This is a genomic window from Exiguobacterium sp. PFWT01 (genome assembly GCF_018255795.1).
Taxonomy (GTDB): Bacteria; Bacillota; Bacilli; order Exiguobacteriales; family Exiguobacteriaceae; genus Exiguobacterium.
The window spans coordinates 1,551,983-1,573,292 of sequence record NZ_CP073755.1; the positions used below are offsets into that span (position 1 = coordinate 1,551,983).

A 21,310-nucleotide genomic window follows, 5' to 3' on the forward strand; every position below is an offset into this window, starting at 1 on the left:
AACTGCTCTTTCCTCTATATTGTCGTTATATAGTCGCTAAATTGCAAGGGGGATTTTCAATGTCCATCCATATCGCCGTTGTCGGCTCACCATCGTTTATACAACAGGTACGGAACGGTTCTTCTTTACCCGATGTTCGAATCGAGGGATTTCCATATGATGACCCGCGAGAAGCGAAAGACATCGCTACGAAACTCCTATTTTTTGACGGAGTGTTCTTCTCCGGTTCATTCCCTTATACGTATGCGACGGAGGAAGCGACCCTTCCATTTGCACATCACGTCGTTCAAGATGATGTCGTGTTATTGACGTCACTTTTATACGTGACATTGACACAACAGCTCCAAATCGAAGAGCTCTCCATCGATCTCGTTGATGCGTCACGACTTGAATCAATTTTAGCATCGTTTCCAAGCCACATGTCGCCACCGCAAGTGAAAGAACTTAATCCATATATGAATTTCGAAGAGTTGATTTCGTTTCATGAGCAACTTCAACGAAATGGGACGACTCGATTCGCCTTGACGAGTGTCGAGCGAGTTCATCGACACTTAGTGGAAAATGGTTTTGCTAGTCAACTCATGATTGAGCCAGAAGAGAGAATTCTCCACCATTTCCATGATTTTATTCAACAGATTCGATTGAACAAATCAGACCAGTCACAACTTGCCGTGCTCTTCTACTCGGATGCCAGTGAAGATACGCTCAACCATGTGACAACACATCACTATTTCGGTGGTAAATTGATGGAGACCACTCAAGACGGTATCGTCCTATTATCGAGTAAAGGAAAGATTGACTCCGCCATGTCAAACGGTTCCATCTTGTCAAAGAACATTTCTGGTCATGTAGGGATCGGGTATGGTTCCGATTATCAACGCGCCGTTGAGCATGCCGAACTTGCCCTTCATACGACAAACAATGCCGCTATACGCATCGTCGACGATTCAAAACGAATGACGTTCACCGACCAACCGACACCGATTCATTTTCGCGTCACGCAAACGCGTGTCTATGACATGATGAAACAGACGGGTATGAGTCCGACCAATATCGAAAAGCTTATTCATTTTTCAACGGCCCATCTCGAGTTTACAGCGAAAGAGTTGACCGACCATTTAAATGTGACACGTCGCACGACAGAGCGACTCATCAAAAAATTGGTTGATGCAAAACTCGTTCATCCGATTGGCGAAGAGATGAGCTACAGCCAAGGTCGTCCGCGTACCGTCTATAAATTTCGATTCCCGGTCGATTGACGACCGGGAATCGTTTTATTGAGCCGCTTGTTCCTCGACAGGTTCTTCCTGTTGGATGACCGCCATGCGCTCAATCGTATATCCCGTGAAGGCATACACAATCGAAATGACCGGTACAATGAAGTTCAAGACGGCATACGGTGCATATTCGAAAGCTCCGACCCCGAGTGTGCCGAGAATGAATACCCCACACGTGTTCCACGGGATAAACACGGATGTCAACGTACCTCCATCCTCAAGGGCACGAGATAAGTTTTTTGACTGTAATCCCATTTTTTCATACGCTCCAGCAAACATGCGTGACGGAACGACGATTGAGATGTACTGCTCCGAACACGTCGCATTCGTCGCAACTCCCGCTAAAATCGTTGAAGCGATCAATGAACCTGCCGTTTTCGCCAACTTCAAAATTTGGTTCATAATGGATTGTAGCATCCCCGAATATTCTAAAATCCCACCGAACGTCATCGCGACGATGGTCATCGAGACCGTGTACATCATCGCATCAAGACCACCTCGGCTGAAGAGGTTATCGACCAGTTCATTACCCGTATCAATGACATAGCCACTTTGAAGAGCACCTACGCTGTCTGAAAGTGACCCGCCTTGGATGAACACTTGAGCCAAGAAACCTAGGGCAATCCCGACGACGAGTGCTGGAATCGCCGGCACTTTCTTTGCGACGAGCAAAATGACGGCGAGTGGAACGAGGAGTAACCATGGTGAGATGACAAAACTGTCCTCTAAAATCGTCAATGTCTGTGTGATTTCAGACGAGTCTGTCGAAGAATCTGCAAATCGTCTACCGAGCCATGCGTATACCCCGAGTGCAATGATGAGTCCTGGAATTGTCGTATAGAGCATGTGCCGAATATGTACGAATAAATTCGTATGAGTTAATCCTGCCGCCAAGTTTGTCGTGTCTGACAAAGGTGACATCTTATCCCCGAAGTAAGCTCCTGAGATGACAGCCCCCGCTACCATCGGCGCCGGTATCCCCATACTCAGCCCGATGCCCATCCCCGCTACTCCAATCGTACCCATCGTCGACCATGAACTCCCGATCGAAAGGGCGACGACCGCACAGATGAGGCAAATCGTTAACAAAAAGTATGCCGGTGAGATGATCTTCAGTCCGAAATAGATCATCGTGGCAACAATTCCTCCACCGATCCATGCCCCAATCGTCAACCCGACCAAAATGATGATGACGACTGCCGGTAAGGCGAGACGAATCCCTTTATACATCATCTCTTCAATCTCTTTCCACTTGAACCCGTGACGCCAGGCGACGATTGAAGCGACTGCCGTTCCGACGATGAGCGGAATGTGTGGACCTTGACCGAGCTTAACGATCGAGATGAGCATGACGACGATCATCACCCCGAGTGGCAAGAGCGCCCACCCTAACTTCATGTCTTGCTTGTTCCCCGTTGTTTCCATCTAACTTCCTCCCCTATAGCGAAAATTCAGAATTGTCGTTATATTGTCGCTAATAAAGTTATGATAGCGCTTACAAGGAGTGGATGCAATAAAAAAATGAGTGGACAGACATCTGTCTATCCCACCCATCTTGATTTATGTTGCTGCAATCCGGAGCGCATCCGCGAGCAGGAGTGCCCCGTCATTTAACGCGTCACGGTCAAACGTCATATGCGGATGATGAAGACCTGGACCTAAATCAGCGCCGATGCCAATCATCGTTGCATCAAGTGACGGTTTCTCAACGGTATAAAAATGAAAATCATCGCTACCTGACGTGACGATCCGTTCGACGAGAGCCGATTCACCGAAGCGTTTCTCAATCGCTCGCTTGGCGATTTGGCTAGACTCTTCCCCAACGACGGCTCCCGGTGTAAAGTCTTGCCACTCCCATTCAAGTTTCACACGATGAAGCTGACCGACCTGGAGTAACATGTCTTCGACACGATTGCGCAGTTCGAGCAATTCTTCATTTTGTTGGGCACGGACGTCAATCGAGAACGTCGCATTTCCTGGAATGATGTTCATGTTGTCACTCCCGGCGTGTACCTTCGTCAACTTGACGGAGTGTGGCTCAAACGGTGATAAGTAAATGCTTTTAAGCATGTGTTGAATCGTGAAGATGACATCGAGTGCATTCTGCCCTTGATGTGGTCTCGCACCATGCGCGTCATCGCCGAGCACTTCTCCCTTTAAGAAGAAGGCAGCACCATGCTGAATCGCCGCCGCGTATTGGCCTTTCTTCAACTCTTCTTGTGGACGCAAATGAATCCCGAACAGTTGCGTCACGTCTTCGAGCGCACCTCGTTCGATCATGGCGAGCGAACCGTTTCCTTGCTCTTCGGCAGGTTGGAAGATGAAACGGATTCGCTTTTGTAACGCTTCGTCTTTCAACTGTTCGAGCGCACCGAGTACCATGCTGATGTTCGCGTCGTGCCCACATGAATGGTTCGCTCGAAACGTACCGTCCACTTGTTGCCATAACGCGTCGATATCGGCGCGGACCGCAATCACTTCTTCTCCCGATCCAATCTCCGCGATTACTCCGGTCACGTCCTCAAACGTTCGATGGGGAATCGACCAGTCTGATAAGATGGATACGATTGTTCGAGTCGTCTCGACTTCTTTCCAACTGATTTCTGGATGAGCATGGAAATGCTCAAACCACTTGAGTACGCTTGTCATATGTATCTCCACACCTTTATATTTTTTTGACACCTTTGATCAAAACCCATTGAAGCGGGAGTCGTCCCCATGTAATCCATTTCGGAATGACCTTCCCACCGATTCTAGATGGCTTGACGGCCATGTTGATATTTGCCGGGAAGACGGCGATAAAGAATGCCGGTAGCGTCCGTTTCACGAACGATGTTCCTTTGTTCAGTAATAGCATCGCCCCGAACACGACTTCAACGACTCCGCTTAGTTGCACCATCAGTCGGCGGAACGGCCAAGATTTCGGAATAATCGACATGAACGCCTTCTCTCTTACAAAATGTAAAATTCCTGCCCCGAATAGTAACACCCCATATAAATTTCGTACCATATCTCATCCTCCTTTTGTATAAGCATAGCAAAAAAGGCGGGCATATTGCCCACCTTTTACAATGCAGAACCGTTTGCGTTTTGAATCTCGACTTGAACCGTCTCTGTTTTTCCGTCACGGACATATTCGATGTCGACCGTTCCATCCGTATCGCGAATCAATTCACTGCGGAGGTCAATGAAGGAACTAACGTCTTTGTCATTGATTTTCACGATGACGTCACGCGCCTCAAGACCTGCTTTCGCAGCCGAACTATTTTGCTGCACTTCCACAATGATTGTTCCCGCCGTCACCGATTCAGGTAAGTTGATTTGTTCCGTCAAGTAACCTGGAGGGAACTCTGATACGTCACGTAGCGATACGCCGAGTGACGGATGATTCACTTCTCCCGTCTGTTCGATTTGATTGATGAGCGGAAGGGCGATGTCGACTGGGATTGAGAATCCGACTCCCTCGACTTCTGCCGTCGCAATCTTCATCGAGTTGATTCCGACGAGTTGTCCTTCTTCGTTGATTAACGCACCACCCGAGTTACCTGGGTTGATGGCCGCATCCGTTTGAATGACCTCGGCATTGAAGTCGGCCTGTCCGTTCTCATCCGTATCGACCGGTACGAGGCGTGACGTCGATGAGACGACACCGCGTGTCACGGAGTTCTCGAATTGTCCAAGCGGATTCCCGATGGCGATGACCGTTTGACCCGGTTTCAACTCGCTCGATTTGCCGATTGAGATGACGGCCGGTACTTTGTCAGCGTCCACTTTCAAGACGGCCAAGTCATACGTCGCGTCACTTCCCATGAGTGTCGCTTCCGCAGTCGTTCCGTCATTAAAGGTGACCGTCAGCTTGTCCGCTCCGTTGACAACGTGATGGTTCGTCGCAATAAATGCCGAGTCACCTTCTTTTTTGTAGATGACACCTGATCCGACTCCAGCCTCGACCGCCTCACTCGAGAAGCCAGTTTGGGCGAAGTTGTTCACGGTGACGACTGCAGGTTGAGCGGTCGCGACGGCATTCGTGACCGAAGAGTCAGACACATTTGATGACGTCTGGACCGGAGTCCCTTGCGAGGTCACGTTCGTATCACTCACACTCGTAGCCGGTTGGTCGATGAACGGATATGCGATTGCGCCCGTCAACAACGCCCCGATGACCCCACCGACAAGTCCCGGGAACATACGGCTGACGAATGACGGTTTTGTTTGTGTTCGTACCATTGTCTCTTCTCGGTTGGATGAACCGAGTTCTGTATCTAACCAATCTTTTTGTTGCTCTGATTCATGTAATTGATCGCGTTCATTTGATTGATCGTGACGATCCATAATGATTCATCTCCTCTGTGTTATCTTCTACCCTTACTATAACGAAGAGGAACACTCATTTATAAAATGATAAATGAATTACAAGATTCTTCACATTTTACGTCATTTCATTCAGACAATCACATTTCTTAACGTACCGAGACCTTCAATCGTCACTTCGACCGTGTCTCCCGTTTGAAGATATGACGGTGGGGTCATCCCATGCCCGACCCCGGCCGGCGTACCTGTCGCGATGATGTCACCCGCTTCGAGCGTCATTCCCTTCGACAGTGTACGAATGAGCTCGTCAATCGGACGAATCATATCGGCTGTCGTCCCGTTTTGACGTGTCTCCCCGTTAACACTTGTTTTGATTTGGAGAGGGAACCGGAGCTCGTCCGGTGTCACGATGTATGGTCCCAACGGACAAAACGTATCGAACGACTTACCACGGAAGAATTGGACATGTTCTTTTTGTACGTCTCGTGCCGTCACATCATTTAGAATCGTATATCCGAATATGTGCTCTTCGACCGCTTCGATGTCTCGTCCAGACTTTCCGATGATGACGGCGAGCTCACCTTCGTAGTCGAGTTTGTCCGTCAATTCTGGATGGCGTTCAATGACTGCTTCCGGACCGACGACCGAGGTCGGCGCTTTCGTGAAGATGACGAGTTTCCCCGCTCCCGCTGTATCCATCTCTTTCACGTGTTCTTCGTAGTTCTTGCCGATACAAATCACATTTTTCAATGGACGGTACGGGGCGAGTAATTTTACCTCCGCCACTCGGTATGATGGCGCCACGTCCAAATCGATATCCGGTTCAAACTCACGGGCGATTACCTCTAATAAGTTTGTCGTATGTACTTGATTGCTGACATCAAAGACGAAATCACCTTCGATGATCCCCACTCGTTGCTCTTCTTGCATCTCAAAACTACACCATTTCATTAAAACTCCCCCTTTTCATCATTATACAAAAAATCGAGACATCTCTGCCTCGATTACACTTTATTCAAAAAGATGATCCGTTGATTACTCGATCCCCGAAAGCGGAGTCCCATTTCTCGTAATGACTGCTCGTAACGACCGTCGACGAGGACATCTGCGTAGTCTAACACGGTTTGAACGGCTTCGTCGTGCATCGCTTCCAACTGTTCGAGCGTATAACCCGTATACACCCAAACATTTTTACCGAGCGACTTACATGCCGTGACGAGTTTTGCTAACGCTGACGATTGAAGAAACGGTTCGCCACCTGAGATGGTCACGCCGTCCCAACCACTGAGTTTGACGCGTTGAACAAGTTCCTCTATTTCGACTTCCTCACCTCCGGCTGGATTCCATGAGGAAGGGTTGTGACACCCTTTACAGTGATGCGGACAGCCGGCAGTAAAGATGACCGTCCGAATCCCCGGTCCATCGACGACGGATTCTTCAACGACGGATAGAATGCGCATCATGTTTCACCCTCGCCCGCTCTTCTTCTCGTTTCGCCGTATTCCAACGGTCCATCGTCCCGACCAAATAACCGGTGATGCGGCGGATTCGTTCGATGTTTGTATCCTCGCCACACGTCGGACAGGCATCATCAATTAATCCTTCTAATCCACAATTTCCGCAACGATCGACCGGATGATTGATGGAACCGTAGCCGATATCCTGCTGACGCATTAAGCGGACAATCGATTCCACCGCTTCCGCATTGTGGGCAAGTGACCCATCGACTTCGACATAGGAGATGTGTCCCGCGTCACACAATGCGTGATACGGTGCCTCGATTCGGATTTTCTCACGAATTGATACAGACTGATAGACCGGCACGTGGAATGAATTTGTATAAAAGGCACGATTGGTGACACCTTCAATCATCCCAAACGTTTCCTGGTCTTGCGTCACAAATTTACCTGACAATCCTTCTGCCGGTGTCGCGAGCAACGAAAAGTTCAAGTCGTACGTTTCGGCTGCCGCACGCATGCGATTGGCAAAATGCGTGACGATGTCAAGACCGAGTCGCTCCGCTTCACGCGACTCAGCATGTGTACCTCCCGTCAACACCTTCAACGTTTCAGCGAGTCCGATGAAACCGAGTGAAAGCGTTCCTTGTTTCAATACGTCTCGGACTTCATCATGAATATGTAACTGCTCACTTCCACGCCAGACACCTTGTGTGTAGAGGAAACGAAATTCTTCAGCGCGACGCGTACATTGATATTCGAAACGCTCGACCAACTGTTCGATCCCGATGTCGACATATCGGTTGAGAATGCTGTAAAAATCCGAGAGCGACTCCGAGACAAGTGCCATCTTCACCAAGTTGAGTGTGGAAAAGGAAAGATTGCCACGACCGATCGACGTCTCTTCTCCGTGTCGGTTTCCCATGACCCGAGTGCGGCAACCCATATATGCCACTTCAGATGCATGCGTCCCATCATAGTAAGCGGCATTGAACGGGGCATCGATGAAGGAAAAATTCGGAAATAGCCGTTTTCCTGTGACCCGACACGCTTCACGGAAAAGATCGACGTTCGGATCGTCCTCCCGAAAGTTGATTCCTTCCTTCACTTTAAAGATTTGAATCGGAAAAATCGGAGTCTCCCCGTTCCCTAACCCACGTTCCGTGGCACGAAGTAGCTCTCGAATGAGGATACGTCCCCACTTTGATGTGTCCGTTCCATAATTGATCGAAACGAAAGGCACTTGCCCACCACCTCGTGAATGCATCGAGTTCGCATTGTGGATGAACGCCTCACACGCCTGATACGTCGCCGAAATCGTCTCTTCTTCCGCGAGTTGTTTCAATCGCATCTCATCCCAGTCAACGGGTAATGATTGGAGTCGGCTTAGTTGACGCTCGTATGTCTTCTCGACATACGGTGCCAAGTCGACGTCAAACATCGGGAAGGCCTGCCCTCCATGTTGCATATTTTGATTCGCTTGAAGGATGATCGACGCGAGTGCCATGGCAGAGCGAATGTCCTTTGGCGATCGGATTGTTCCATGCCCCGTATGAAATCCATCTTTTAATAATTGACCGAGTGGAATTTGACAACATGTCGTCGAGCCAGTGATGTAATAGTCGGCGTCATGCACGTATAAATAGTTATCAGTGACGGCCTGTTTTGATCGCTCCGACATCAAATACGTCTGCGATAATTCTTTCGACACTTCCGAAGAGAGTCGTGCTAGTTTCCCAAGTGGGGACTTTCCGTCCACATTCGCATTTTCTTGTACCAAGTCTTGGTCTGGTAAGACGCAGACATCCTCATACAACTGCAGTAATTTCAAAACCCATCACCTCACTATATATGGATTAAAAACATTCACAAACGTTTTTAAAATCCTATATATAGATTATGACACGTATTTTTCTTGATGGTCACGAGTCGATATTGTGACAGTTTACGTGTGAGCATACGACAAAAAAGAGCCTCGTCTTCGGTAAGACAAGGCCCAACGTTATTTGTGACAAACGTCATTTATTTAGCAGCTTTGACGACTTTTAATTCGACTTCTTCCTCTAATTCTTGTGCCTCACGGAGACCTTTCGAGTTCAACCACGTATAGATGGCTCCCATGAAGAGCGCTCCACCGATGATGTTACCGAACGTCGCAGGAATCAAGTTATGAATCGCACCTGCCATGCTGATCGTCTCAGGGTGTGGGACGACGAGCGTCAAGGCGAACAAGACGAAGTTGGCGATGACGTGGTCGAATCCTGAAGCGAAGAAGACGGCGACAAGGAAGATCATCGAGAAGATTTGAGCGAACTCATTTTTCATTTGTTTCGGTAAGAAAATAGCGAGACAGACCATCCAGTTACAGAAGATGGCGCGGAAGAAAATTTCGACCGTCGTATGGTGCATTTTACTTTCAACAACGGAGAACAACCAGTTGTTCATCCCGAGTTCTTGGATGACGCCAGTCGGTGCAAGTAGTAACGCGAATAGGATTCCCCCGAGTGCGTTCCCGACGAAGCAAAGCAACCAAACGAGCATCGTGTCGCTGAGCGTTGTATAGCCGCGAAGTGTCGACGTTGTGAAATACATCGTATTCCCCGTGAACAACTCCGCTCCCCCATAGATGATCATGACGAGCGCAATCCCGAACGAGAAGCCCCCGATGAGTGTCGTAAACGGAGATTCCGCTAAATACATCCCGTTGACGACTTTCAGCGTGAAGATTGAAGCAAAGCCGATAAAGATCCCGGCTAACATTGCCCGTAAAAAGTATTCCATTGGACGATAATGAATCATTTGCGAGGAAGCCTGTGCTTTTTTCCGTAATGATTCGAGTGCATGGATTTCCATTGATGCCATGTCACAAACCCTTCTTTCTGAATAATTAAATAGGAAAGTATCAGTTCTAATATGTGAAATCATTAACAATATAAACTGTACAGTCTCTGTTGGCAATCCTGTCTTGTATGAATTGACAGAGTGTTCACATCGTAATCGTTTACATATGGCGGATTTGTGACAAAAAAATTTTCTTCTTTTTCTCTACTTAATTGATCAACTTCCCAAGCACGTACAGCATTTTCAAAATCCTCATATGAATCAAAGTTAATGCTAGATACTCCTTCAGGTACTTCTTCTGCCTCAACAATTTCTAAATGAATACTCTCACTTGAATTTTTGTTGCTCAAATCATCAATATCTCCGCTTTCGGATACAGATTGATTAAACATGCTAAAAAATAGCGCAGTGGACAGTGCAAAAAAAGTAATTTTGCTCTTCATCACTATAAACTAAACTTGTTTTTTCCAGTTATTGTAGTACAATGTTAGTGGAATATAGAAAAAAGAATTCAAATGATTAAAATACAAAAAAGGATTCCATTGCCAAATGTCAAAAGATGGTTCTACATTCAACGTTAAGGTATTTTCTCTTAGTTTTATTATTGTAATGATACTTTCTTTCATTCCTAAGTTTGGGATTAGAGAAGAGGGACCCTACATATACTATGGATTTCCAGCTCGTTGGTTAGGTAACCTAGGACAAGGAGATTACAGTTTTGAACTATTTGGGTTGCTGTTTAATTTAGCTCTCTTATATTTTTTATTAATATTCATAAAAAAAATAATTGGAGCATTCAAAACAAACTTTAAAAATAAATAAGAGAAACGGTTCCAATAGCTAAAAAATGGGTTCCAAAAATGAAAAAGCGTATGTAATTTACAACAATTAGATGTTCCATGTATTGATCCGAGCTTATTATTTCTATGGTGAAGAATTATAATATTTATTACATCACTCTAAAGGGAACTTAAAAAAGCTACGTCACTTTCCTCATTTTGATCTAAAAGTATTAAGTTCAGATTCGTTTGGACAATAAAACAAAGGAGCATCACCCCATCTAGGGATGATGCTCCTCTTTTATAATTGAATTGCTTATTCTTTATCCTCAGACGATTCTTCAGCTTCTTCCGATGAAGCTTCTGATGCTTCCTCTTGAGTTGAACCTTCTTCCGACTCTTCCTCTTCAACTTCTGCAACCGGCTCATTCACAGAGGCGATGTGCATATCTGGTTCAGAAACAATCTTGTATGATTTTTCTTCTGGAAGATCCGCTACCGTCACCGAATCACCGATTCCAAGCTCTGATACATCGAGTTCGATGCGTTCAGGAATGTTGGCCGGTGTCGCAGCGACCGTCACTTTATAAAGTGACTGGGCAAGATATCCGCCTTCTTTGACGCCTTTCGCGTCACCGACAAGGACGATATCCGCTTCAACTTCTGTCTCTTCATCCATCTTCACGGCCATGAATTCGACGTGCTGATAGAAGTTTGTGAACGGGTCCGTTTCCGATCCGTGCACGAGCGTATTGATTTTATTTCCATCGTAATGGAGTTCAATCAAGGCATTGTCACCGTGGTCTCGAAGAATTTTACGAAGGTCCATCTCGTCAAATACGATTGGAGTGCTGTCTACTTTGTAGCCGTAGACGACGCCTAACGCTTTTCCTTCGTTACGCAACTTCGTGCGCAGTGACCGTGGGCGTAATTCTCGTTTTGATACTTGAAGTTTGTTCGTCATTTTCTTTTCCTCCTACATGGATATACATTTCATGTCGACATCTTGAGGGTGAGGCAGTGAAAAAGCCACCTCTCAACCTCGATGCGTTGAGTGACATGTGTATAGTTTTCCCATGAGGACGGCTGAATAAACGTTACATCGTGTTAAAACAAGGTAACAAGACGATTACATGACGCGTTTAAATAACTTCTCAAGCTCATACGTGCTCCATTTCACGAGAATCGGTCGCCCGTGCGGACACGTAAACGGAGACGTCGTACGACTCAAATCATCAATCAATTGTCGCATCATCTCCATATTGAGTGGATGATTCGCTTTGATCGATCGTTTACACGCCATGAGGATTGATGCTTCTTCGCGATATTTCGCGATGTCAATTGACCGCTGTTGAATGGCCATCTCCACCAAATCACGAATCGTGCCCTCTAAGTCATGTTGCGGATACCATGTCGGAATCTCACGGACAAGGAACGTGTTACCCCCAAACGGCTCTAACGTGATGCCTGCATCCGCTAGAAGCGGGAGCACTTCTTCGATAGCGAGCGTCTCTTCTTGCGTGAACTCTAACGTCAGCGGAATCAACAGAAGCTGATACTCTTTTTCCGGACGTCCTAACTGCTCATAAAACAACTCATACTTGATGCGTTCCTGAGCGGCATGTTGGTCCATCACGTACATCCCGTCTTCCGCTCCACAGATGATATAACTCGAATGCAGTTGCCCGATGACGTCTAATGCCGGTAAACGCTCCGACTGACGTACAGACTCCTCGACCTGTTCTGGTTCGATCATCTCTGCCTCCGGCTCATGAACGAGCGGAGCCGGGTTCCACTGGGATGGTGACGTGAGCGTCTCCTTCCGTTCTCTCGGAATCGGATAGTTCCACTCGACCGAATCTGCCTGTTTAGGTTGGGGCTCCATCGAAAAGTCGAGTTTCGACTGTTCAGAAGGTGTCACACGTTTCAGCTTCGGTTCTTGTTTCACAGACGGAATGAGACGTTGTTCCCGGAGTGTCAATTGAACGGTCTCTCGGATGAGCTGGCATAGTTCTTTTTCTTTCGACAAACGCACTTCACGTTTCGTCGGATGGACGTTCACGTCAATCAACATCGGGTCCATCTTCACCTCGAGCACGGCAATCGGATAACGACCGATCGGTAAGAGCGTATGGTAACCTTCGAGCACGCTTTGGGTCAGTGCAAAGTTTTTGATGCTTCGACCGTTTAAAATGAGAGTCACGTACTGTTTGTTCGAACGGGTCACTTCCGGTCGCACGAGATGGGCGCTTAGTGTATAGTCGTTCGTTTTACTCGATGCCGTGACGATTTGCGCGGCGACTTGGCGACCATAGATGGCAAGCATGACTTGTTTCAAGTCTCCATTCCCGTTCGTACGCAACAATTCTTTCTCTTCATGAAAGACGGTGAAGCGAATTTCCGGATGTGACAGTGCCAAACGGCTCAACGTGTCGGTAATGCTCGCGAGTTCTGTCGCCGATGTCTTCAAATATTTCAGCCGTGCCGGTGTGTTGAAGAAGAGCTGACTGACCGCAATTTCGGTCCCGACGTTCGTCGCTGTCGGATTCGTCTCCTTGACGACACCGCCTTCAAGCGTCATCTCAAAACCGTCTTCATCTGCTCGCTTTGATTTCAACAAGACGTGACTGACCGACGCAATCGAGGCGAGTGCTTCCCCACGGAAACCGAGCGTCCGAATGCGAAACAAGTCGTGCTCGTCCCGGATTTTACTCGTCGCATGTCTCAAGAAGGCTCGCGCGGCGTCTTCTTCATGGAACCCATGCCCGTTGTCACGCACTTTGATGAGACGGATGCCCGCCTCTTGTAAGTCCACGTCCACTTTCGTCGCTCCCGCATCAATGGCATTCTCGACTAATTCTTTGACGACGGAAGCCGGTCGTTCGACGACCTCCCCGGCTGCGATTCGGTTCGCGAGTTGTTCAGGTAACTCTCGAATGATTCCCATCGACTCACCCTTTCTTTGCGGTCTGTTGCAGTTCGTAGAGCGCCTGCATCGCTTCGATTGGATTCATTGCCAATAGATCGAGTTTGAGCAGCTGTTCTCGAACAGCGTCAGTTGACTCGAACAACGACAACTGGCTGACTTCTTCCACTGGAAGTGGAACAGCTTCCTCGTTCAAAACAGGTTTCGTTGCTTCCGATTCGAGTTCTGACAGAATCGTCCGGGCCCGGTCAATCAATGAATCCGGAAGTTCAGCCAATTCTGCCACGTGAATCCCATACGATTTATCGGCACGTCCCGGATGCACTTCGTGGAGGAAGACGACTCGTCCATCCCGCTCAATCGCCCGGACATGGACGTTCTCAAGTGACGGAATCGAGTCCTCGAGCACCGTCAGTTCATGATAGTGCGTCGAGAAGAGTGTCTTCGCCCCAATAGACGAAGCAATATACTCAACAATTGCCTGTGCAAGTGCCATCCCATCATACGTTGACGTCCCTCGACCAATCTCATCCAATAGAATCAGACTATTGCTCGTCGCCTCGGTAACGGCTTGTCGCGTCTCGGTCATCTCGACCATGAACGTCGACTGTCCGCTCACCAAATCGTCCGCCGCACCGATTCGTGTAAAGATACGGTCAAAGAGCGGGAGTTCCGCCGCTTCTGCCGGGACGAATGAACCAATTTGATGAAGGATTGCGATCAAGGCAAATTGACGCATGTACGTCGATTTACCGGACATGTTCGGACCCGTGATGAGCAACATTTGACGTGTGTCGTCAAGCGTCAAGTCATTGGCGACATATTCGCCTCGCGGCAAGACCGTCTCAATGACAGGGTGACGCCCACGTTCAATTTGGACGTGAGATGTCGTAACTGGGCGAACGTATTCCCGCTTCTCCGCCACAACGGCAAGAGCGAGGAGCACATCTAATTCACTGAGTGAGCGAGCCAGCTGCTGGAGGGGCTTCGTATACGTCTTCACTTCTTCTCGGAGCGCGACAAACAAGTCATATTCGAGCGTACAGCTCTTCTCTTCCGCACCTAAGATGAGGGCTTCCTTCTCTTTCAGTTCTGGCGTGATGTAACGTTCCGCATTCGTCAACGTCTGTTTCCGCTCATAACGTCCTTCTTCGAGCAACTTCGCATTCGCTTTCGTCACTTCCAAGTAGTAACCAAATACGCGGTTATACCCGACCTTTAACGATTTGATACCGGTCGCGATGCGTTCCTGTTGTTCGAGGTTGGCAATCCACGATTTCCCGTTCGCTTTCGCTTCTAACAGTTCATCGAGCTCTTCCGAATATCCGTGACGAATCATCCCACCTTCTTTCGTCGAAATCGGAGGTGAATCGACAAGGGCAGCCCGGAGCTGTTCACTCAATGTCTCGAACGAGTCAAGATTCTGTTCGATTTGCTGCAAGCGATCGGCTTTCACCGTTTGTAAGAGTGACCGGACGGCTGGCATCCGTTCAAGTGTGTCGCGTAATTGGACAAGGTCTCGCGCATTCGCCGTCCCATACCCGACTTTCGCGACAAGCCGTTCGATATCGTAGACTCGCTTTAACTCTTCTTGTAGTTGATCGCGCAACATGAAGTCGTCCACTAAGTTCTCTATGGCGTCCTGTCGCTCTCTGATGCCTTGCTCCGTATAAAGTGGCTGTTCAAGCCAACGTTTCAACAATCGACCGCCCATCGCCGTCGTCGTCTCATCGAGGAGAGAAAGGAGTGACCCTTTCCGTTCCCCGGAACGAGCCGAACGGAACAATTCAAGATTTCGGGCCGTATTGGCGTCAAGTTGCATGTGTTGTTCAACTTCATAGGCGACTGCTGGTTGCAAGTGGTCAAGTGAACGTTTCTGTGTTTTCGTCAAATAGGCAAACAGCAATTCAAATGCCGAGCGTTGTGCCTCATCTTTTGCACCTTGTGCGAGTGGACTCTCCCGCTTGTCCACTTGAATCGAAAGTGGGATCCCGGTCTGTCGCAATAAATCAGCGAGTCGTTCATCCTCGACGATGACCTCGTTCGGAAGCAATCCTTCGATTTCTCGTAACACAGCTTCTTCTGACGAGAGTGTCGTCAACCATGATTCACCGGTCGTGACGTCACCGCGAGCAATTCCGAATCGCCCTGCGACGTCCGAGATGGCGACGAGATATCGGTTTTCTTTTTCACTGAGTGACGCCATGTATGTACCCGGCGTGATCACTTGGATGACTTCCCGCTTCACGAGTCCCTTCGTCGCTTTCGGGTCTTCTGTCTGTTCACAGATGGCGACGTTAAATCCTTTTTCAATCAATTGTTCAATGTAGATTGCTGCGGAATGATGCGGAACGCCACACATCGGGATCGGATGCTCGGCCTGCTTCCCGTTTTTAGAAGTGAGCGTGAGCTCTAACTCTTTTGCAACAATTTGTGCATCTTCAAAAAACAACTCGTAAAAGTCGCCGAGTCTATAGAATAAAAAGGCGTCCGGATAGTCTGCCTTGATGGAGAAATATTGTTTCATCATTGGTGTTTGATGGACTTCTTGCATGTTGATTCACCTCTAGAAAGTACAACAGCTGACCATCGGCCAGCTGTGTCGTTTTAATATCCGCAGCCGCCGCGTGCTTGTTCAGCCGCCATGCCGCTCCCTGTCTTCCCTGCAAGGACGTCGCCGTCCGTCGATTCGATGATACGGTCCGTCACGGAGTTCGCGAGCGTGACCGTCACGTATTGAAGCAAATCGTTCACTTCGACTTGTGTTTCCTGGAACGCTTGAACGACCGGAATCGAGTCCAATTCTTCCATCGCTTTATCAATCTTTTGCTCGACTTTCGCAAGTGCTTCCGTCTTGCCATAGTGCTTACAGTTGACGGCTTCTTTTTGTAAGAACTTGATTCGTTTAATCAAAGTCTGTACGCGGTCACTTCCGTTTACTTTCGCTTCCGCTTCTTTGAAGCGCGCCACTTCTGGTGTTTGTGCTAATACATCTGCCAATTCTCTTGCTTTTGCAATTACTTGTTGATCGGTCACCATTGTAAACCCCTTTATGTCTATAATGTAATCGTGCTCAAAAGCACGTGAATGTTCTTTCTCATTCTAACATGAACGATTCCGAAACGGTACTAGCGGGATTCGTTGATTCACGTAACATATCGACATGTGGAATACTATCTTCTTGATACACATCACTCGTCCGTTTGAAGCCAAACGAGGCATAAAAAGGTTCCACATACGTCTGCGCTTGCAGGTACAACGTCTCATGTCCAAAATCTTTGATTGCCGCATCCATCAAGAGGCGGGAATACCCTTTCCCTCGATGCGTCGCTTTCGTGACGACACGTCCGATGGCGACCGGAGATGCTTCCGTCAATACGCGAAGCGCAGAGACGATCTCTCCATCTTCCTCCATCCAATAATGAATGGCTTGTTCATCTTTTCCATCGATTTCTTGATACGGACAGTTTTGTTCGACGACAAAAATCTCAGTTCGTAACGCCAGTAAGCGATACAACTCAATCGTTGTCAGTTCATCAAATGTTTTTTTCTTCATCATTATTCCCCCTAATCAATCGTCACCCCGAGTGCCCGGGCGACATGTAATCCGCTCGTCATCGCGCCAATCGTCCCCGCTCCTGGAAATACGGTATCCCCGCACACAAAAAAGTTCGGCAAGTCGGTGCGATAACTCGCAGCGCGAAAGAGCGCCTGGCTAGGAGTCTGCGCATAACCTCCGACTGCCCCATGCGGTCGCTTCGTGTACTTTACCCATGCCCCGGGTGCACCGGGAAGGAGAAGTGACGACTCGCGATTCCACGCAGGAAATGCAGTCGCGACAACGTCGACGAGACGATTGGTCCAATCTTGTTCTAGTTTCTCATATGCCGCCCGGTCTTTCCAATGTTGCCATTCCGATAAATCGATATGTGTGGATACCGTGATAGTTCGTTCCGGTCGTTCTGTCCGTAACACGTCGTCTGGCGCGGACATGGAGATGAACGCATGCCCGCTCGGTAATCGCTCGTGATAGATTTGTTGAAACAGCGGTTTCTGTCGACACACATCCTCAGGTAAGACGAGGTACAGACTGAACGTGCCCCACTGTGACTGCTTCAACTGTCTGCGATACTGTCGTTTGAAGCGTCGTTGTTCCTGTCCTCTCAGAAGTTCGCTCGTCCGCTCAATCGGAATGGCGGAAACAATGACATCGACTAGTTCAAGTCGTCCTCTTCGATCGGTGATGAGCCATCCATCCGTCACCTGTTCGATGGATTGGACGTCCCTCCCTAATTTCGTTTCTCCACCAAATGCTCGAACGGCGCGCTCTAACGCATGAGCCAATTGATATAGTCCACCTTCCACATAGTACGCTCCTTCGTGATAGACCGACAGTGCCACTGCACCAAGTAAATGACTCGCTTCTTTCGCACCGGTCTGCAAACTGTCGAGCAGGACGCCATCGATAAATCGTTCGAACATTGTACCGCTTAGTCCATGACGGGCCAACGTGTCGCCGAGTGTACGCTGGAGTTTCATTAGCGCTGTGATTTGATTCGGCCGGAATCCTTTTAGTGCATAGATCATATCCGAGACCGTGCGAAGTGGAAGTGCAGGTAACTGCTGAAACAACGGACGAATCTTCTCAAAATCGCCCCACACTTCACTATAGAATGCATGAATCTCCTGACTGTTCTCAGGGAAAGTGCGACTAAGCTCTTCGAGTAGATGTTTGCGGTCGCGATAGTAGGTGACGGCGACGTCATGAAGATAAATGTCCATCACTTCATCAAGTAAGGTGACCTCGATTGATTCTCCCAATTTCTGAAGGACACGCTGATGGACTCCTCCTCGTTCAAATCCCATTCCTAGTGTCGCACCAGCGGGAAACAAGTAGTCCCCACGTTGAAACTTACCGGCACACCCGCCCCATTCACGTGACGCTTCAAAGACGGTTACGTCATGTCCTTCTTGTTGCGCGAGCGCAGCTGCAGTCAAACCCGCAACGCCTCCACCTATGACCCCGATTTTCATGTACATCCCTCCTCTCTATATCATACCTGCTCATTCAAAAACTTGAAGAAATGAATCGGTTTTTGAGATTCCAGCGTTCTTTTGAAGGGAACTGATTCTCTTATGCAGAAATAGTTTACAGTCTGAAAAGGTAAGGTGATGAAAATGCGTAGTCGTGTCATGGTTTATTTATTGATTCCCATCCTCATCTTTATTGGTATACTGATTACCCCACCTTCCGAGGAATCGCTCAAGCTTGCGACGATGACCGTCGTCAGCATCCAGGAGATGATTCCTTACGAAAAAGAGTATACGGCACAGAAAGTGCTAGAAGAACGATCAGTGGACGACAAATCAGCCATCATCGAAGAATGGCGTCTCGAGCAAGGAGCGAGAACGTCTTATAGTTATGTGCTCAGACTGAGAGGATTTGACCATGTGACACAGATTGATGCAGGCGCGGCCAACACGAGATCGGACGGCTATTACGCGATGCAGGCGCATAGCCCTATCTTTGAGACGGACAAGCCTGTGTCCACGAACTATCCGATTGTCGTGTTCAGTTCGGAACAACGTCTTGTTATCGGACAGATGGACGTCCGAGTCATTTATGAAGAGGACGATCAATTGAAGAAATGGTTCGTATTGGAGGATGAATAAGAGTAGATGAGCAGCTTAACGATTGATAGCAATCTAAATATGAAACGCATCATGATCATCGGTTCTGGTGGTGCGGGGAAATCCACACTCGCCCGTCAACTCGGTGAACGATTACATCTCGATGTCTATCATTTGGACGCTCTCATGTGGAGACCGGGATGGGTGATGGCACCGAGAGAAGAACGAATCGATATCCAACAACAACTCGTGAAAAAAGATGAATGGGTCATCGATGGAAACTTCGGGAATACGCTTGATTTACGACTGCAGGCAGCGGACACTGTCATTTTAATCGATCTTCCACGCATCGTCTGTATATACCGTGTCCTTAAACGAGTCGTCCGATATCGTGGTACGACGCGACCTGACATGGGCGCATCCTGTGAGGAAAAACTCGATTTCGCATTCCTCAAGTGGATTTGGAATTTTCCTAACGTTCAAAAGCCGGAGATGGTCAATCGAATCAAACAATATTCTCACGAGAAACAGATCATCGTCTTAAAATCTCGGAAAGATGTTGCAAACTTCATTAATCAAATGAAAAGGCAGGAATTTCTATGAACCCTATCCTTCACAAAATCGGCACCATCTTTATTCCGGTTAGTGATATTCAAAAAGCGCGTGACTGGTATTGTGATTTATTCGATCTTTCAACAAAAGGAGAGATTTTATTCGACCATTTATGTGTCATTCCATTAGAAGGTACTAACCTTGTTTTAGATAGCAAAATCTACTCAAAAGATAACATCATCCAGACACCATTATTTCACTTAAATACGCACGATATTCATCAAGCTTATTCTTATATGATTCAAAACGACATTGAGGTCATCACACCCATTGAGCACGAACATTGGTTCAATTTCAAAGATCTTGACGGGAACGTCATCATGGTATGCAAATGCTAACATCAGACCAAACCTTTAATCAGCCATATCAGGTTATTCAAGTCGCTTGTACCGAAGACTATCTTGAGGAAATGAGCCATTTATTGATTCATGTCGTTGAAGGTGGAGCTTCAATAGGGTTTCTTCCAGGTGTGACACTTGAAGATGCGATGACTTATTGGTCTAACGTCATTCAACCCGAGATTCAATTATTAATCGCTGTAAAAGATGAAATGATCGTCGGCACTATCCAATTACATATGTGTATGAAACCGAACGGTGTTCATCGAGTTGAAATTGCAAAATTAATGGTACATCCAGATTTTCGACGATTGGGAATCGGACGAGCACTTATGCTTTCTGCCGAAAATGTCGCTAGAAGCTTAGGGAAAGAAATAATCATTCTCGATACAAGGAAAGGAGACTCTTCCAATCACCTGTACCTTTCACTCGAATACATTTTAGCGGGATCAATACCGTACTATACAAAATCTAGTGAGGGATTTGAATCAACGAATATTTACTATAAAGCATTAACAAAGAACACCATGGAATATCAAGATTTGGATTGATATCTTCTTAGTTGGGAGGTGATCATATGTTTTTTCTTCAAATGTCTGGAACACCTGGATCAGGAAAATCCACATTGGCTAAACGAATCATCCAACACGTACATGCGGTCGTCATCGATCATGATGTTTCAAAGACCGCCCTACTCCATACGCTTCCTATTGGCAATTTCTCGGATGGAGAAATCGGGAAGATGGCTTATGATGTCGATTGGTCCCTCGTCGAGTATCACCTATCACTTGGACAAAACGTCATTCTCGACAGTCCATGTCTCTATGACGAAATGCTCGATAAAGGGATAACGATTTGCACCAAGTACGGAGCGACTTATCGTTATATCGAGTGCCGTCATGAAGATCACGAAGAAATTAACGCACGACTTCGAAACCGTGCCAGACGACCGAGTCAAATTGATCAAGTTTCATATGAGAATTGGTCTAAGATGAATGAACACTGCAAACGGCCTACTAACCATCCTTACTTACAAATCTATACGATGGACAATCGAGAAATTCCGATTGAGCGAATTATGTCGTATCTGTTGAAAAACTAAGAAGAGAACGCTTTCAGATAGAAAGTGTTTCTTTTT

The 21,310-nt window shown here is 47.5% G+C and carries 21 protein-coding genes; 6 read left to right on the top strand and 15 right to left on the bottom strand.

What is annotated here, in order from left to right:
- The first annotated feature begins 59 nt into the window (after window positions 1–59).
- Window positions 60–1,259, top strand: a complete 1,200-nt coding sequence (locus KD909_RS08040) for a hypothetical protein (protein ID WP_211781285.1) — start codon at window positions 60–62, stop codon at window positions 1,257–1,259.
- 15 nt (window positions 1,260–1,274) lie between these two features.
- Here the strand turns inward: KD909_RS08040 and nhaC are convergent, their stop codons facing one another.
- The 15 genes from nhaC to KD909_RS08115 form a co-directional block, all read right to left on the bottom strand.
- Window positions 1,275–2,675: a Na+/H+ antiporter NhaC gene (gene nhaC / locus KD909_RS08045; protein WP_371744421.1), complete on the bottom strand. Its 1,401-nt coding sequence runs from the start codon at window positions 2,673–2,675 to the stop codon at window positions 1,275–1,277.
- Between the two features lie 162 nt (window positions 2,676–2,837).
- Window positions 2,838–3,926 carry an amidohydrolase gene (locus KD909_RS08050; RefSeq protein ID WP_211781287.1) on the bottom strand — a complete coding sequence of 363 codons (1,089 nt, stop codon included), beginning with the start codon at window positions 3,924–3,926 and terminating at the stop codon, window positions 2,838–2,840.
- Window positions 3,927–3,942: 16 nt separating this feature from the next.
- Complete coding sequence (locus KD909_RS08055; protein WP_078146805.1) at window positions 3,943–4,287, bottom strand: DoxX family protein; 345 nt, start codon at window positions 4,285–4,287, stop codon at window positions 3,943–3,945.
- A gap of 56 nt (window positions 4,288–4,343) precedes the next feature.
- Window positions 4,344–5,609, bottom strand: coding sequence for a S1C family serine protease (locus KD909_RS08060; RefSeq protein WP_211781288.1), 1,266 nt, complete (start codon window positions 5,607–5,609; stop codon window positions 4,344–4,346).
- A gap of 111 nt (window positions 5,610–5,720) precedes the next feature.
- The gene (locus tag KD909_RS08065; protein WP_211781289.1) at window positions 5,721–6,539 is read right to left on the bottom strand and encodes a fumarylacetoacetate hydrolase family protein; all 819 of its coding nucleotides are present in this window, start codon (window positions 6,537–6,539) and stop codon (window positions 5,721–5,723) included.
- 53 nt (window positions 6,540–6,592) lie between these two features.
- On the bottom strand, window positions 6,593–7,048 hold the full coding sequence (gene nrdG / locus KD909_RS08070) for an anaerobic ribonucleoside-triphosphate reductase activating protein (protein ID WP_211782880.1): 456 nt from the start codon (window positions 7,046–7,048) through the stop codon (window positions 6,593–6,595).
- On the bottom strand, window positions 7,026–8,876 hold the full coding sequence (locus tag KD909_RS08075) for an anaerobic ribonucleoside triphosphate reductase (RefSeq protein WP_211781290.1): 1,851 nt from the start codon (window positions 8,874–8,876) through the stop codon (window positions 7,026–7,028). Before KD909_RS08075 ends, nrdG begins: the two co-directional genes overlap by 23 nt.
- Window positions 8,877–9,067: 191 nt before the next feature.
- Window positions 9,068–9,898 carry a formate/nitrite transporter family protein gene (locus KD909_RS08080; protein WP_371744422.1) on the bottom strand — a complete coding sequence of 277 codons (831 nt, stop codon included), beginning with the start codon at window positions 9,896–9,898 and terminating at the stop codon, window positions 9,068–9,070.
- A 71-nt stretch (window positions 9,899–9,969) separates the two neighbouring features.
- Entirely contained in the window at window positions 9,970–10,332 is a 363-nt protein-coding gene (locus tag KD909_RS08085; protein ID WP_211781292.1) for a hypothetical protein, read from the bottom strand.
- Between the two features lie 649 nt (window positions 10,333–10,981).
- Entirely contained in the window at window positions 10,982–11,629 is a 648-nt protein-coding gene (locus KD909_RS08090; RefSeq protein WP_211781293.1) for a 50S ribosomal protein L25/general stress protein Ctc, read from the bottom strand.
- A 165-nt stretch (window positions 11,630–11,794) separates the two neighbouring features.
- The gene (gene mutL, locus KD909_RS08095) at window positions 11,795–13,612 is read right to left on the bottom strand and encodes a DNA mismatch repair endonuclease MutL (RefSeq protein WP_211781294.1); all 1,818 of its coding nucleotides are present in this window, start codon (window positions 13,610–13,612) and stop codon (window positions 11,795–11,797) included.
- A gap of 4 nt (window positions 13,613–13,616) precedes the next feature.
- Window positions 13,617–16,145 carry a DNA mismatch repair protein MutS gene (gene mutS / locus KD909_RS08100; RefSeq protein WP_211781295.1) on the bottom strand — a complete coding sequence of 843 codons (2,529 nt, stop codon included), beginning with the start codon at window positions 16,143–16,145 and terminating at the stop codon, window positions 13,617–13,619.
- A gap of 53 nt (window positions 16,146–16,198) precedes the next feature.
- A complete protein-coding gene (locus KD909_RS08105) occupies window positions 16,199–16,630 on the bottom strand; it encodes a YlbF/YmcA family competence regulator (protein ID WP_012726155.1) in 432 nt (143 codons plus the stop codon).
- A 58-nt stretch (window positions 16,631–16,688) separates the two neighbouring features.
- The gene (locus tag KD909_RS08110; protein WP_211781296.1) at window positions 16,689–17,147 is read right to left on the bottom strand and encodes a GNAT family N-acetyltransferase; all 459 of its coding nucleotides are present in this window, start codon (window positions 17,145–17,147) and stop codon (window positions 16,689–16,691) included.
- A gap of 11 nt (window positions 17,148–17,158) precedes the next feature.
- Window positions 17,159–18,625 (bottom strand): phytoene desaturase family protein, encoded by a 1,467-nt coding sequence (locus KD909_RS08115; RefSeq protein ID WP_012726153.1) that lies wholly within the window; start codon window positions 18,623–18,625, stop codon window positions 17,159–17,161.
- Between the two features lie 138 nt (window positions 18,626–18,763).
- On the opposite strand from KD909_RS08115, the gene KD909_RS08120 reads away from it, so the two are divergent.
- Genes KD909_RS08120 through KD909_RS08140 form a run of 5 tightly spaced genes read left to right on the top strand, consistent with a single transcriptional unit; the run spans window position 18,764 to window position 21,274 of the window.
- Complete coding sequence (locus KD909_RS08120) at window positions 18,764–19,264, top strand: hypothetical protein (protein WP_211781297.1); 501 nt, start codon at window positions 18,764–18,766, stop codon at window positions 19,262–19,264.
- 39 nt (window positions 19,265–19,303) lie between these two features.
- Window positions 19,304–19,825, top strand: a complete 522-nt coding sequence (locus KD909_RS08125; RefSeq protein WP_211782881.1) for a DNA topology modulation protein — start codon at window positions 19,304–19,306, stop codon at window positions 19,823–19,825.
- Complete coding sequence (locus KD909_RS08130) at window positions 19,822–20,172, top strand: VOC family protein (protein ID WP_012726150.1); 351 nt, start codon at window positions 19,822–19,824, stop codon at window positions 20,170–20,172. Before KD909_RS08125 ends, KD909_RS08130 begins: the two co-directional genes overlap by 4 nt.
- A complete protein-coding gene (locus KD909_RS08135) occupies window positions 20,160–20,723 on the top strand; it encodes a GNAT family N-acetyltransferase (protein ID WP_211781298.1) in 564 nt (187 codons plus the stop codon). Before KD909_RS08130 ends, KD909_RS08135 begins: the two co-directional genes overlap by 13 nt.
- A 26-nt stretch (window positions 20,724–20,749) precedes the next feature.
- Entirely contained in the window at window positions 20,750–21,274 is a 525-nt protein-coding gene (locus tag KD909_RS08140) for a P-loop nucleotide/nucleoside kinase family protein (protein ID WP_211781299.1), read from the top strand.
- Window positions 21,275–21,310 lie beyond the last annotated feature (36 nt).